Raw genomic sequence first — 14,314 nt, 5'->3', positions numbered from 1 at the left:
AAATATTTGATTAAGAAAAAAACTACCTTTGGATTATAATTACATTTAACATGAACGAGATAACCGTACAGGAACTAAAAGAGAAAATTGACAAAGGCGAAGATTTTCAACTGATTGATGTTAGGGAAGATTTTGAATACGAAACTTCAAACCTTGGCGGGCAGCTTATACCGCTTGGCGGCGTGCTGATAGAATCGGAAAAGATAAGTAAAGACAAGCCGGTAGTAGTAATGTGCCGCAGCGGTAAACGCAGCGCGGCTGCTATTATGCAACTGGAGCAGCAGGGTTTTACCAACCTGTCAAACCTAAGAGGAGGGATCCTTGCATGGCAGGCCGAAATTGACCCTGAATTAAACGTATACTAATAATGGGCTTTAAACTGGTGCTCAATGTGCTTTACACCATGGGCGTAGCTTTGTGCTTTATTGTAGCTTATAAAATGTTTACCGAAAAAAACTACCTGATCATGGCCGGTGCCATGGTTGTTGGCGTAGTTGTGATTTTCATGAAGCTGAGGCTTTTGAAACAGGTTAAAGAGACCCAGCAAGCCCCGCAAAATAAAAAAGGCAAAGGGGCTAAGTAACCCGATATTAATTAGTCTAAAGACTTACGAAGTTTCTAAAACTTCGTAAGTCTTCTCTACTTCTAATAGCGCAAGTTTTGTGTAAAGGAACAAGCGCCGGCTAACTTGTGCCGTTATGCTAAGTCGGCAAAAAAAATACGCCCCTTTCGCATCCATCTAATTCCCGGCAATAACAGCCTTAATCCTCTAAAAAACATTCTTTTATAATAAGCTTGCAGCATGCAAAAAAAGCTTAACTTCATTGCATGTTTATAGCAGTATTAGGAGTTATTGTACTCATTGTGGGTATAGTGCTCAAACGTTCGCCCGAACCGGCCGGCCGCTTTAACGGCGTGGTAACCGCGGTAGGTATAGCCATGGTGGTACTTGGCTTATTACTCAATATATTTAAAGTTATTGAGCCGGGCAAGGTAGGGGTTCAAACCCTTTTTGGCAAGGTGCAGGACCAGGTGCTTGAAAGTGGCTTACACATTATAAACCCTGTTGTAGAGATCACCACTTTTGATGTGCAGACCCAAACCTATACTATGAGCGCGGTTAATAATGAAGGCCAAAAGGAAGGCGATGATGCTATCCGGGTGCTGTCATCAGATGGGCTTGAGGTTACTATTGACCTGTCAGTACTTTATAAGGTGAAGCCCGACAAAGCCCCTTACATTATGCAGAACATAGGCGAAAACTATGTGGATAAGATCGTTCGCCCGGTTTCGCGCACGGCCATCCGCGATAACGCGGTTGCCTATGCTGCTGTCGACCTGTATTCGACCAAACGACAGGAGTTTCAGGATAAAATAAACCGTTACATTACCGCCAGTTTTGAAAAACGCGGACTGGAACTACAACAAATCCTTGTGCGCAACATTACCCTGCCAGCCTCGGTACGCGCCAGTATCGAATCAAAGATCAATGCCGAGCAGGACGCCCAGAAAATGCAGTTCATATTGCAAAAAGAGCGCCAGGAAGCCGAACGTAAGCGGGTGGAAGCGCAGGGTATTGCCGATTATCAGCGTATCCTTTCAACCGGGTTATCGGATAAGCAACTGCAATACGAAGCCATAAAAGCACAAAAGGAAATAGCGCTTTCGCCCAATGCCAAGGTGATTATTATTGGCGGCGGAAAGGGAGGCAACCCGATAATGATCAGCGATAAATAGTGCGTGATTAATGTACCTTGTTTCGGGCGGGCATAAATGGATTAGTCCGCCCTGTAGGCTTTCAATACTTTCCTTTCCCTGCCTTCCCCGGGCCAAAGGGTAATCTTATAGTGATCGGTACCTTCGTCCTCATCGGGATTTACGTTTTTTACAGCATACGAATAAATGCGTATGCGATATCTTGCCGGGGTAACAATGGCTTTTAAGATAATTTTAGTATCCGGAAAATTCAGGACCTCCATAATGCCCGAACTTAGTTTTACGCTGCCCTCAACAACATGGTCGTATTTGCTGAAATCTTTTTCTGCGTCGGCTGTGTTGAGCACATTAAGTTCGGCCCGTACGTGGCCATAGCTGGCTATTTTTATGCCGATGATATCTTCGGTAGTCCCTAAGCGCGCATTTTGGGCGTCGGTGTTCCAAAAGGTAGTATCACCGGTGGTACCGGTAAAGGCCGAATCGCAGAGGTAAAATTGGTTATGGGTAGTGAAAAAATCGAGGTTGTATTTGCCGGAGGGGTGTAAGGAAAAAGCTAATATCGCAGGCAGCGCCAAAAGACATACGAGTAAGACCGAAACGTTTGTTTTTTGGCTTTTCATTGATAAGGCAAGTTACAAAAAAGATAAAAGTAAATTACCAATTAAACGTAAACAACCCCGAATATCTGCTTAAAAACCATATTCTTATTGCTTTTGCCTGGCTTTATTCACAACCTCTTTAAAATCGGCATAATAAGAATCTATTGTTTCTTTTTTGATACCTGGCCAAAGGCTTTTATCAACGCTTAACTTATCTATGTCTTCGTCTTTTACCTTATCATGTGCTGTTAAAACGTTGATCCATCGCTGATCATATAACTCGTCATTTGCAGTTACATAAGCTACAACCTGGGGAACAACCTTTTCTAAGGTATCCAGATGCTCAAAGGCATATTGGTTTATCGACATCCCGATTGGGCCGTTCCAGTTGGCTGCCGATACCGTTTTATCTACACTGCGGTTTACATCGTATCTTGATCTTAATTGCGCTACATAAAACCAAAAACAGGCATCGCTATATTTTTCCTGCCCAAATAAAACTATAGCCATAGTAAATAATACCGGAGGGATATGTTTATTGGCGTTGGCCTGCACAGAGGCAATAAGTTTATTTTGAGTTTTGTTGGCGCTGGGATCATAAAATGCCATCATCACCTTCCCGTCTTCATCATTCAATATGATCTGTTCGGCCTTTGATTGTCCCGCCTTTAAAGCCGCAAAATCCTGCGCTTTAACAATACAGGTAGTTGTGATAAGTACGAAAAGTAAAAGATATTTCATGGTTTAGCGTTGATTGCTAAATGTAGGTAAAACAAAACTTTTAGATGGCATATCTAAAACAAAAAACGCATAACCCGCATCTCCCATCATGCATGTTTGATCTGCATAGCGGGAGACGGCATGTGATGCGTCTCTGCAAAAAATAAAAAAAGGACGGGAATGTGCGATTCCCCTCTTGAGAGGGGCGGAGGGGTGTGTTTCTGCTTTGATAATCAAATCGCACAAACACACCCCTGCTCTCGCTCATTCCCGCCGCGCCCCTCTCAAGAGGGAATTTTTAAGGAGGGGTGTTTATTTCTCGTTACTCATTGAATAAGGCACATCGGCATCTTTGGTACCGCGGTCTTTATTCGGAGTGGCCTGCATATCAAAATCAAGTACTGCACCATTTAGTAAACCTTTATGGCTTAACCAGTTATTAGTGTATGGTTTGCCATCAACTGTAAGTGTGTTTACATACTTGTTATCTGCGCTGTTTTTTGGCGCGTTGATGGTGATGGTTTTGCCATTCTCTAAATTAACAGTTACTTTTTTAAACAGCGGGGCACCTAAAACATACTGGTCGCTGGCCGGGGTTACCGGGTAAAAGCCCATTGCTGAGAAGATATACCATGCAGAAGTTTGACCGTTATCCTCGTCGCCGCAGTAACCATCAGGAGTTGCCCGGTAAAGCCTGTTCATTGCTTCACGAACCCAGTACTGGGTTTTCCATGGTTGATTTGCGTGATTGTAAAGATAGATCATGTGCTGGATAGGCTGGTTACCGTGCGCGTATTGGCCCATACCTGCAATCTGCATTTCGCGGATCTCGTGGATCACACCACCATAGTAGCTGTCATCAAATACCGGCGGCATTTCAAATACGGAATCCAGTTTGGCTGCAAATTGCTGCTTGCCGCCCATCAGGTTTATTAAACCCTGAATATCATGGAACACGCCCCAGCTATAGTGCCAGCTGTTACCTTCGGTAAAGGCATCGCCCCATTTAAACGGATTAAATGGCGTTTCAAAAGTACCATCCTGATTTTTACCGCGCATCAGTTTAGTTTGCGGGTCGAAGATATTACGATAGTTTTGGCTGCGTTTTTTGTAGATCTCTATTTCCTTTTTAGGTTTGCCCAAAGCCTTACCCAACTGGTAAATAGCAAAATCGTCATAAGCATACTCGAGAGTACGGGCAGCATTTTCGTTGATCTTTACGTTGTATGGCACATAGCCTAAAGTGTTATAATACTGCACACCCCGGCGACCGGTAGCATTAGGCCCTTCGTTGTTGGCACCGTGTTTAAGGGCCTGGTATAAAGTCTCGATATCGTAACCGCGCAGGCCTTTCAGGTAAGCTTCAGAAACTACCGATGCAGAGTTGTTACCAATCATACAATCCGCATAACCCGGGCTCGACCATTCAGGCAGCCAGCCGCCTTCTTTGTAATCATTGATCAGGCCTTCCTGCATTTCTTTGTTGATAGATGGGTAAACCAAGTTCAGGAAAGGATACAATGCCCTGAAGGTATCCCAGAAACCGGTACCGGCAAACAGGTAACCCGGCGCAACTTTACCATTGAAAGGGCTGTAATGTACATTTTGCCCATTGGCATCCACCTCGTACATCTTGTTTGGGAAAAACAGCATACGGTAAAGGCTGCTGTAAAAAGTACGGGTTTGGTCAATAGTACCACCTTCAACATTTAAACGACTTAACGTTTTGTTCCAGGTATCTTTTGCTTTTTGGCAGGTAGCAGCAAAATCATCGTTGCCCAACTCGCGTTTCAGGTTAAGTTCGGCCTGCTCAATGCTGATGAATGATGAGGCTACTTTAAGATGAACTTTTTCACCTTTAGCGGTTTTCAGTGTGATCACCGCACCAGCATGATCGCCGGTGTATTCCAGTTGCCCGGCATCCTGTTTCCAATCGTGCCATGCAGAGGCCAGCGCGAATGGTTTATCTACATAAATAACAAAATAGTTTTTGAAGTTGGCAGGTACAGCGCCGCTATTTTTAGTGCTATAGCCAATAATCTTTTGCTCGCCGGGCATGATCTTTACGTATGAGCCTTTGTCAAAAGCGTCGATCACGATATGCGAGTTGTCACTTTTAGGGAAAGTGAATTGGAAGCTGGCAGCGCGTTCGGTTGGCGTTATTTCAGTTGTTACGTCATAGTCGGCCAGGTAAACGCTGTAATAGTATGGTTTCGCTGTTTCAGCTTTATGCGAGAACCAGCTGGCGCGATCTTTTTCATCCAGTTTTAACTTACCTGTTTCGGGGAACACAGAAAACATACCATAATCATTCATCCAGGGCGATGGCTGATGGGTTTGTTTAAAACCGAGGATCTTATCGGCATCATAAGTGTACTGCCACCCATCGCCCATTTTACCGGTTTGCGGTGTCCAGAAGTTCATACCCCATGGCAGTGCTACGGCCGGGTAAGTATTCCCATTGGAGAGCGATGGCTTTGATTGCGTGCCCATAAGCGGGTTGATCAGATCGACAGGTGACGGCACCTTTTCTTGTGCTGAAAGTGCTGCCGGTAAAAAGGCAAACGCCAGGAGAAGTAATTTTTTCATTTATTATTTGGGGACTTTATTTTCAAATCAATACAGTATTATCGGTACTCAAAGAAATTTAAAACGGGGATTGCGCGATTCCCTCCCTCTGGAGGGTGTAGGGAGGGGTTAATCACCATGCATATTCATTAGCAAAGCCTACAAACCCCTCCCCGCCACAACACTTTCCACCGCACCCCTCCCAAGGGAGGGAATTAAAAAATCTTCCGAATAGCCGTTATCAATACAAGGACAAATTTTTTGAGCGAATTACGGAATCTCTTTTCAAAAAAACTTCCGCACGTGAAATTTCGCGTACGGAAGCATAAATCAACTCTCTCTCAAAAAAGACTCTTTTTACCATTTAATGCTCACCTTAATACCATCGGGACTGTTGGCAAAGCCCAGGTACAGGGTTTTTGATGATTTATCCCACGAGGATTTTACATCAGCAATGGTTTTTCCTGTATTATCGGTAACTACTGTTTCTTTCGGTTGCGCCGGCAATAAGATCCGGGCGCTGTTTAATGTATTAATCGGGCTTTTGGCTACAAAACTGTAACTATTTTCCGTTGTAACTTCATCATAAACCCTTGAGGCCGAAGCTAATACTTTTGGTTGCTTTTTATCTTCAACACGTTTAACTACGTATAACAAGGCCTGCTCATTAGGATTAATGATTTTTTTATCCAACACAGGTAACTGCGGATCAAAAAGGTCGATAACGGGGCCTTTAACAGTGTATGATTTGCTGTCAGTGTTTTCGTCCATTACCGAAATAATATCATACGGGCCGCGCTCCAGGTACATGCTATTTTTAAATTTTAGCTTACCACCATCGGCATCTTTTTCATAAGCTTGTTTTACAGTTTTGATGAAATTATCATCATTATTAGCCTGCATTACATACTCTTTGGGGTTTTGCCTCAGTACATAAACCGCTCCTTTACCAACAGCAAAACGCTGATCATTCCCGGTTGGGTTTATACCCAGCAGTTTAAACAGGTGCTGTGATGGCGCTTTAAAATTATTGCCTTTGGTATCCCACCATTCCATTACCGATTGATAGGGATCATCATCGCGACCGGTGTAGATCAGTACACCGCCATTTTTAATCCATTCGGCCAAATGCTCATGAACTTCTGCTGATACCGGTTTCATGTTGGAGTAGCTCATCACCAAAACTTTGATATCCTTAAGCGATGCCGCATAACCCAGGTTTTCTATGTGTACGGTTTGTACCGGAACGCCGCGCTTTACCAGTGGCAGCGTTTGACCATAGAAGTTAGAGAACTGCGGATCTTCAAAGCCGTTATGTGTTGGGAAACGCTGGAACATTAGTGTGTTGCTCATCAGCACGCCGATTCCATTAACACCAGATACTTTGTTGGTTGAAACAGGCATATCATTCAGCGCATTCACCATGATCTGCATCTGGGTGGAGTAAAATTGCGGGATCAGCGTTTTTTCATTAGTGCCCAATACCGGGTATGGATGCGTGTAGATACGTTCTGGCCATGGCATTACCTCGTAATCGGCAACCATCGGGTACAACAGTTTGGCGGTAAAAGTAGCCTGGTAGTTGCGTTTGTAATCGCTCCAGTCATGCACACGGTCTTCAATCGGGTCGGTCAGGAAAAACACCTTACGACCTGTCGGCGCTGTCATGGATACTACCGAACCATATTCCAAAAACGCGTTCTCAAATACACGCTCCTTTTCTAAGCCATTAAAGTAAGTAGGCTCACGTGAAGTACCCGTCCAAACCTGGGCGATGTAACCATCAATACCCGGTAGTGATGCCAGACTTGCCTCCGGACTAACGATTTGCCATGACGAATAATTTACCAACGAGTGTGTAGCAATAAACACCTTAATGTTCATCCCTTTGCTTTTGCCATACTCCTTGGCGTATGATGATACCTGTTTGATGGTTTCATAGTACAGGTTATATTTTAGCTTGTTGGATAAGTAAGTATTTTCAGGAGATGCATCCTGTGGTTTCCATGGGAAGCCGTAATATTTTTGCCATTGGTTTTTAAAGCCGGCGCTATAACCTGCGCGGGCCCAAAACTCAGGTTCTTCTAAAAAAATGTTGGTGATCCCTACGTCTATTACCCGTTTGACGACGGCAGTTTTCATGTATTCGATAAACGAATCATCGGGCACAACATAAGGCATATCCTTCCCGTGGAAAATTGTATCGCCTCTTTGGGTTACCTGCCCTACGCCAAGGTGGTTTTTACCGTCCCATTTACCCAAAAAGTAATCTTTGTAGTCGCCCCAGGCAATACCGGTCATGAAATTTACGTCATAGCCACGGTCGCGCCATGATTTAACGCGTTGCTCAAAGGTCATATTAGGATGATCATTAGTGCCGTAAACAATGGCAATATCTGATCGCACATCAATTTCGGGCCTCCAGGGATTGCTGGTTTGGAAAGCCGTTTTCTCTTTCAGGGAAGCCGGTTTGGGGTTAGCATCCTGCGCATAGGCGCCGGCAGCGAGGGCAAGTCCGCAACAAAAAAGCAGCGTATTCTTCATAGTTATATTTTATAAAACTGTGTTGGAAGGAACCACTCCTACGGCCCCTCCCTCACACAGGTATTATTTGTTTTTACGGAACCTTTACCTCTTTAACGTCGGTATAGTTATAATAATTAAGGCCATAGGAAACCCTTGCACCTACGCGGATAAAATAGCTCCTTTTACCCGGCAATGCGCCACCAAGCGTGGTAAGACTAAGAGTTTTACCAACCGAGTTATTTGCATCATTACCGCTCAGCTTAGGTGTGTAGCGGTTATCGTAGTTATTATTGCCTACGTAGTTGTTTGAATTAACAAATACAGCCACATCGCTCACGTTTTGCTGAAAATTAGGATCGGCAGTACCCCGGGTAACTTTAAAGCTGGTAGTTATGGTGCCATCAGCATTCAAAACCGGATCACCAACCCACTCTATCCGTAAAAATGGCTCAACCGAAAAATTTACGGTAGTTACATCCTTAACATCAACTGTCTGGCTTTTATCAACAATGGTTTTGCCGGCATCGTCAACCTGCACCAATGGCACAAAAGCACCCTCTGCCGAAATTACATTTTTACCTGCAAACAGTTTGGTGTTTTGATAAGTACCATCCTGAAATGAGGATATATAAAAAGGGGTTGGGTTAGCGCTCCAGCTTATCTCCAATAATTTGATGCGGGTGCCTGAACCTTGTTCTGTTTGCAGGCTTTTGCCTGTACCTGCATCCGTTACGGTGCCTTTTAAGGTAACATTGGGAGCGGCATAATTATCAACTTTTTTGCATGAGCTGCCTGCGGCAACCAATACACTTAATGCTATGCTATAAAATAGTTTTTTCATCTCTCTCTTAAAATTAATAACCCGGATTTTGAATTAAATTCTGGCTTTTCTGGATCTCGTCCTGCGGGATTTGCTCGTAGTACCAGCGCACATCAAAAGTGTATCTTGAATTACGCTCGTCTAAACGGGCATCAAAGAAATACTTACCATCATTGGCCGAATAGAAAGGCATCAACGTACGATAGATTGTGCTGTTTTGCTCTTTATCGGCAACCCTCCAGCGGCGCATGTCCCAGTATTGTTTGTTTTCAAAACCAAGCTCTTTTTTGCGTTCCTTACGTACTACGTTAATGGTTAGGTCGGTGGTACCAGTTAATAGGTCGGCACCAGCACGCTCACGGATCTGGTTGATCTGCGTAAAGGCATCCTGTAAATAGCTTTTATCCGACTGGCCTAACGAGTTCAGCTCTACGGCAGCTTCGGCACGGTTAAGTAATACCTCAGCATAACGCAATTCTATCCAGGTTTGATCAGAACGGTTTTCCAATACTTCAGATGTAGGTTTATCCGGTACGATATATTTACGGATGGAGAAGCCAGAAACAGAGTTGGTTCCATCGCCTGTAAAATAACCGCTTAAACCGGCAGGGTTCATAGTTGTGCCATTGGGTAATTTATATGGCGTTTGGCTTGCGTTTGCTGATTGAACAATGTTATAAGTAGGATAATGAGCAGTTGAACCTGCAGGCAACAGCGGATTGATTCCACCAACTGAAGAACCGGTATAAATGCCCCTGCGGATCTCGATGCTTACACCTTTCATCACATCCCCCGGCAAAACTACGGTTGCCCTTAGCCTTGGTTCGGCATTGGCAAATATATCCATGGTGTTGGTGTACAGATCGTATTTGCCACCGGTTGTAGTTTTGATAGTACCATCTGCATTTTTAGGAAAACCGTCAAACAGCTCCACAAAATCCAATGTCGGGTTAACTTCTGATGAGTAACCGTTAGCGCCCATTAACTGGCGTGGCACATTATAAGCATCATATCCATGTACCGATTCAGGGTAGTGATACTGGCGTACAAATATGTTTTCAGGGCTTGATGCATCAAAAAACATATTCACGTAGTTTAGGTACTGCGCGTTTTTATCGCCCGCAGCCCATGCTTTTTTGTACAAGCTGTATTTGCCGTCAAGCAGTGCCGCGGCATCATAAGCTGCTTTAAAATAAGTAACCGCCTTTGCAACCGGGATACCACAAAGCCTGTTGCCGCTGCCATCAACCAATGAAATCTGGTTATATTTAGCTACTGTACCGGCGTAAAGCATTGCCCTTGATTTGAAACCGGCAGCCACATACTTATTGGCCCGGCCAACCTGATTAGTTTCAGGAAGATTAGCGTAAGCATAATCCAGGTCGGTGCCAATAAAATCATAGATCTTTTCTTCAGAATTACGTGGTATTTTTAACTCCTCGATGCTTTGCTCCGGGTATTTAAGCACCTTATCAACCAACGGAACGCCGCCGTAGCGTTTAACTAAAGCAAAATAGGTAGCAGCACGAATAAAGCGGGCTTCACCTAACCAGTTGTTTACCTGATCGTTGGTGAAGTTGCCGGCGTATTTGCCAATGTTCTCGGAAAAATAGTTAGCATCGCGAATGGTGCGGTAACAATCGCTCCAGGTTGACAACCCGGTATTTTCCTGCATTGAACCATTCTGGTCGCGGCTAAGTGCTTCGCCAGTGGTAGCGCTTGTTGGGCTGATAATCCAAAACATGTTTAAGCCACGTTCAGGTGAATATCTAAAATCCTCGATAGGGAGCTCGCTGTACATGCGGGCCATATAGGCAGTTACCCCGGCCGCGCTTGAAAATACATCCTGATCGCTAATGATACTTGGAGGCAGGGTGTCAAGCTTTTTACAGGCTGTTGTCCAGCAAAGTAAAAAAGTGAGTATGATATATGGGAACTTTTTCATGATCTGATGCTTAATTAAAATTTAACATTTAAGCCAAGTGAGAATATTTTATCCAACGGATACAGGTAACCGTAATTTGCGGATGGGTGTTCGGGATCGAGATATTTGAGGCCGGTAACGGTAAGGATGTTGTAACCGTTGGCAAAAATCCTTGCACCCTTTATTCCGAGCACTTTTGCTGCACTTTGCGGGATTGTATAACCTATCTCGGCTGATTTAAGCCTTACATAAGCAGCACTGTGGATGTTTGATAGCGAGTTTGTATTGGCAGTTGTACCTGTAAGAGCAAATGTACCTGGTGTCCATACCGTATTAGGATTATATGGGTCGGCTTTAGGATCAGTTGGGTGGTACCTGTCCATAAACATGGCCAATGCACTTCCGCCACCCCATAACGGGATATTTAACTGCTCAATGTATGATACGTTAATACCAGCAGCGCCTTGTAGTACCGCGTTAACATCAAAGCCTTTGTATGATGCGCCCAACGTTAAGCCAAAAGTTGTAGCCGGCGTACTGTAGTTGTTATTGCTCACGTTTTGAGCTATAGGGTGTACGTCCTGATCGTTAATTACACCATCACCGTTCCAATCCTGCAAAATGTAATCACCAACCACGGCGTTACGGGATACAAATTGAGGGCTATTCAAGATCTGCTGATAGTTTTGGAACTGTCCATCCGCACCATAACCCCAAAAAATATTGTTGTAGCGGTTGTCATTATTGTTATGCCAGTTTAGCTGTGAGTTACCATAAGCTCCATGAATTTTGCTTACCCATTTGCTGCGTGTATAACCGAATGTACCTTTAACCATATAATTTACATTGCCTATATGATTACGGTGGTTTAATTCGATATCAAAACCCTGAGTTTGATCACTATTTAAATTTTCCTGCGGCAGGCCAGCACCTACAACGCCTGGCAACGCCTCAATCCGGGTATCAAGCAAACCGCTCCTGTCGCGTCTGAAAACATCTACGGTTAATCCCAATAAACCATTCCAGGCCTGTAAATCAACACCGGCGTTATAAGTTTTGGCAACCAGCCAAAATATGTAAGGGTTATTAATACCCCTGCTTTGTGCAGCGTTAATGAACGTGCCATCAAACACCGATCCCGGTGGCAGTCTATTATTGTCGCCGGAAGCAGGATAATTGTAACCAGCCAGATAATTGAAATTATCAAGATTTGAGTCATCACCCAATTTGGCATATGATAACCTGATCTTCAGATCATCAACAAATGAAAGAGCTGAGGAGTTTTTCCAGAATTTTTCCTGCGATACTCTCCAGCCTAATGATGCTCCAGGGAAAAAGCCCCATCTTTTTAATGGCGAGTTTTTTGAGTTGGCATCATTCCTAAAACTAAATTCGGCCAGGTATTTGCCGTTATAATCATAATTTAATCTGCCAACATATGATTTTGAAATAAACTCAGATGGCAAGCCGTCATCGATAGATGCCTTTTGGTTAAGTGAGTTTCCGGCCCCAAGCTGATCAACCGGTAATGACAACTCTTTCATAGCGTTAAAGTTATCAACCCCCTGTGACCTTTCTTCATACAGGAATAAGCCCGTTAAAGTGTGTCCACCTTTTAATGCCTTGTTATAATTTAGCGACAACTGCATTAAGCTATTAGGCTTTTCATAAAACTGCCTGGTAATTGAGCCTGGGGTTTGATTGGCTATGGGAGAATAGGTGTCTTTATTTGCATCATAAGTGTACTGGTTGTATGAACGCTGATACAGCTTGTTGTTTGACATGTAATAATCATAATTATACAAGCCTTTTACACTTAAGCCCGGCACAAAAGGCACGGTATAGGTTGCCGACATTGATGATTGAAACCATTTATTCGCAATCTTTTTATAACCGCTGATGCCTGCATCTGATAAAGCGACAGGGTTTGAACCATCAACCTCGCCATTATTTAAATACGACGGGTTATTATTGGCATAAACAGTTTGGGTTGGTACCTGGCGCCAAAATGAACGGATAATCCACCATGCATCATTATAAAGCTGATTTGTTTGCTCGATAGTTGCAGCCAGGTTCAGATCAACAGTAAGGTCTTTGGTTACTTTAGAACTGATGTTTGAGCGTACATTGTATTTTTTGTAGTTCAAATCATTGCTTTTGAAAAAGCCGTTCTGATCGGTAGTACCCAAACTCAAAAAGTAGTTAGTATTTTCACTGCCTCCCGACGCGTTCAAGTTATGCTGCTGTTGCGGCGAACTGTTGGCAAAAACCTGCGAATACCAGTCGGTGCTTTTTCTTGAACCATTTCTGAAAGCTTCAAAATCGACGTCTGTGTATTTTACCTGTCCTCCATTAACATTGTGCAATAATTGCTCGTTTACCAATGTCATGTAATCAATAGCACCAACCGGTTTTGGCATGTAAGCCGGAACCTGCCACCCATACGAACCCGAATAATTGAGATCTATAGCACCTTTTTTACCTTTTTTTGTGGTAACCAATACAACACCGTTAGCAGCACGAATCCCGTAAACAGCAGCCGAAGCGTCTTTCAATACCGAAACACTTTCGATATCGTTAGGATCGAGCCTTGAAATATTATCGCGAGGAACACCGTCGATAATCACTAATGGGTTACCGAAACCACGGATATCAAATGAGTTGCTGAATGAACCCGGCTCAGAAGTATTTTGAGTGATTCGCACACCGGCTATTTTACCGGCAAGCATATTGACCGCGTTCTCGTTTTTGGTGGTCACAATCTCAGAATTGGTAACCGAAGCCACCGAACCTGTCACCGATGCTTTTTTCTGCGTACCGTAACCTACTACAACCACCTCGTTGATGTTGGTGGCATTTGGCAATAATTTAACAGTTACACTTTTTTGAGAACCCACAGCAACTTCTTGCTGTATATAACCCAAAAAGCTAAACACTAAAGTTTGGCTTGGTTCGGCATTGATGCTGAACTGACCATCTATATTAGTAGTAGTTCCATTGGGCGTACCTTTAAGCTTAACGCTAACGCCAGGCAGGGGCTGCCCATGCTCGTCATTTACTACACCGGTTATTTTGCTGCCCTGAGCAAAAGCCGAAGTACACATGGCTAAAAATAAAAGGGCGGTTATGCAGCATTGAAGCATCCCTTTAATTTTAGCACGATAACGGATGCGATGGCATCCATCATAATTGGTAAAATTTTCGTACATAAATAATTGGTTAATGGGTTTATAACTCTTGCCAAAAAGGGAAGCAAAAACCATTAAACAGGGATGGTTAAACCCGCTTAATACATTTCATGTTTTCCATTTGGCACAGCAATGATATAGCGGGTGGTATTAAAACGGGGGTTAAAAAAGGGGTTAATTGGGCTAAAATTTTATTAACCGCCCAAAAATTAACCGCTTTTTTAAGCTGATGGAGGTATAATTTAAAAAACTG

At 43.6% G+C, this 14,314-nt stretch carries 10 protein-coding genes; 3 read left to right on the top strand and 7 right to left on the bottom strand.

The features are described from left to right. The first annotated feature begins 50 nt into the window (after positions 1 to 50). From ABID99_RS23925 to ABID99_RS23915, 3 genes are all read left to right on the top strand, one after another. Positions 51 to 365 (top strand): rhodanese-like domain-containing protein, encoded by a 315-nt coding sequence (locus tag ABID99_RS23925; protein WP_090531100.1) that lies wholly within the window; start codon positions 51 to 53, stop codon positions 363 to 365. A gap of 2 nt (positions 366 to 367) precedes the next feature. Next, a complete protein-coding gene (locus ABID99_RS23920) occupies positions 368 to 583 on the top strand; it encodes a DUF6358 family protein (protein WP_090531097.1) in 216 nt (71 codons plus the stop codon). Positions 584 to 828: 245 nt separating this feature from the next. Continuing rightward, entirely contained in the window at positions 829 to 1,737 is a 909-nt protein-coding gene (locus ABID99_RS23915) for a prohibitin family protein (protein WP_188834231.1), read from the top strand. A gap of 41 nt (positions 1,738 to 1,778) precedes the next feature. Here the strand turns inward: ABID99_RS23915 and ABID99_RS23910 are convergent, their stop codons facing one another. The 7 genes from ABID99_RS23910 to ABID99_RS23880 form a co-directional block, all read right to left on the bottom strand. Then, complete coding sequence (locus ABID99_RS23910) at positions 1,779 to 2,336, bottom strand: hypothetical protein (protein WP_188834232.1); 558 nt, start codon at positions 2,334 to 2,336, stop codon at positions 1,779 to 1,781. Positions 2,337 to 2,420: 84 nt separating this feature from the next. Beyond that, entirely contained in the window at positions 2,421 to 3,056 is a 636-nt protein-coding gene (locus tag ABID99_RS23905; RefSeq protein WP_090531088.1) for a hypothetical protein, read from the bottom strand. A 291-nt stretch (positions 3,057 to 3,347) separates the two neighbouring features. Then, complete coding sequence (locus tag ABID99_RS23900) at positions 3,348 to 5,624, bottom strand: GH92 family glycosyl hydrolase (RefSeq protein WP_090531085.1); 2,277 nt, start codon at positions 5,622 to 5,624, stop codon at positions 3,348 to 3,350. Positions 5,625 to 5,960: 336 nt separating this feature from the next. Continuing rightward, a complete protein-coding gene (locus ABID99_RS23895) occupies positions 5,961 to 8,147 on the bottom strand; it encodes a hypothetical protein (RefSeq protein WP_373615317.1) in 2,187 nt (728 codons plus the stop codon). 73 nt (positions 8,148 to 8,220) lie between these two features. Continuing rightward, positions 8,221 to 8,970, bottom strand: a complete 750-nt coding sequence (locus ABID99_RS23890) for a DUF3823 domain-containing protein (RefSeq protein ID WP_090531079.1) — start codon at positions 8,968 to 8,970, stop codon at positions 8,221 to 8,223. Between the two features lie 13 nt (positions 8,971 to 8,983). Next, entirely contained in the window at positions 8,984 to 10,894 is a 1,911-nt protein-coding gene (locus ABID99_RS23885) for a RagB/SusD family nutrient uptake outer membrane protein (RefSeq protein WP_373615316.1), read from the bottom strand. 14 nt (positions 10,895 to 10,908) lie between these two features. After that, entirely contained in the window at positions 10,909 to 14,082 is a 3,174-nt protein-coding gene (locus tag ABID99_RS23880) for a SusC/RagA family TonB-linked outer membrane protein (RefSeq protein ID WP_373615315.1), read from the bottom strand. Between the last annotated feature and the right edge of the window lie 232 nt (positions 14,083 to 14,314).

The sequence above is a fragment of the Mucilaginibacter sp. OAE612 genome (assembly GCF_041806395.1).
GTDB classification, from domain to species: Bacteria; Bacteroidota; Bacteroidia; order Sphingobacteriales; family Sphingobacteriaceae; genus Mucilaginibacter; species Mucilaginibacter rubeus.
Note: the sequence above shows the minus strand (reverse complement) of the source record. Positions and strands in the feature narration are given on the sequence as shown.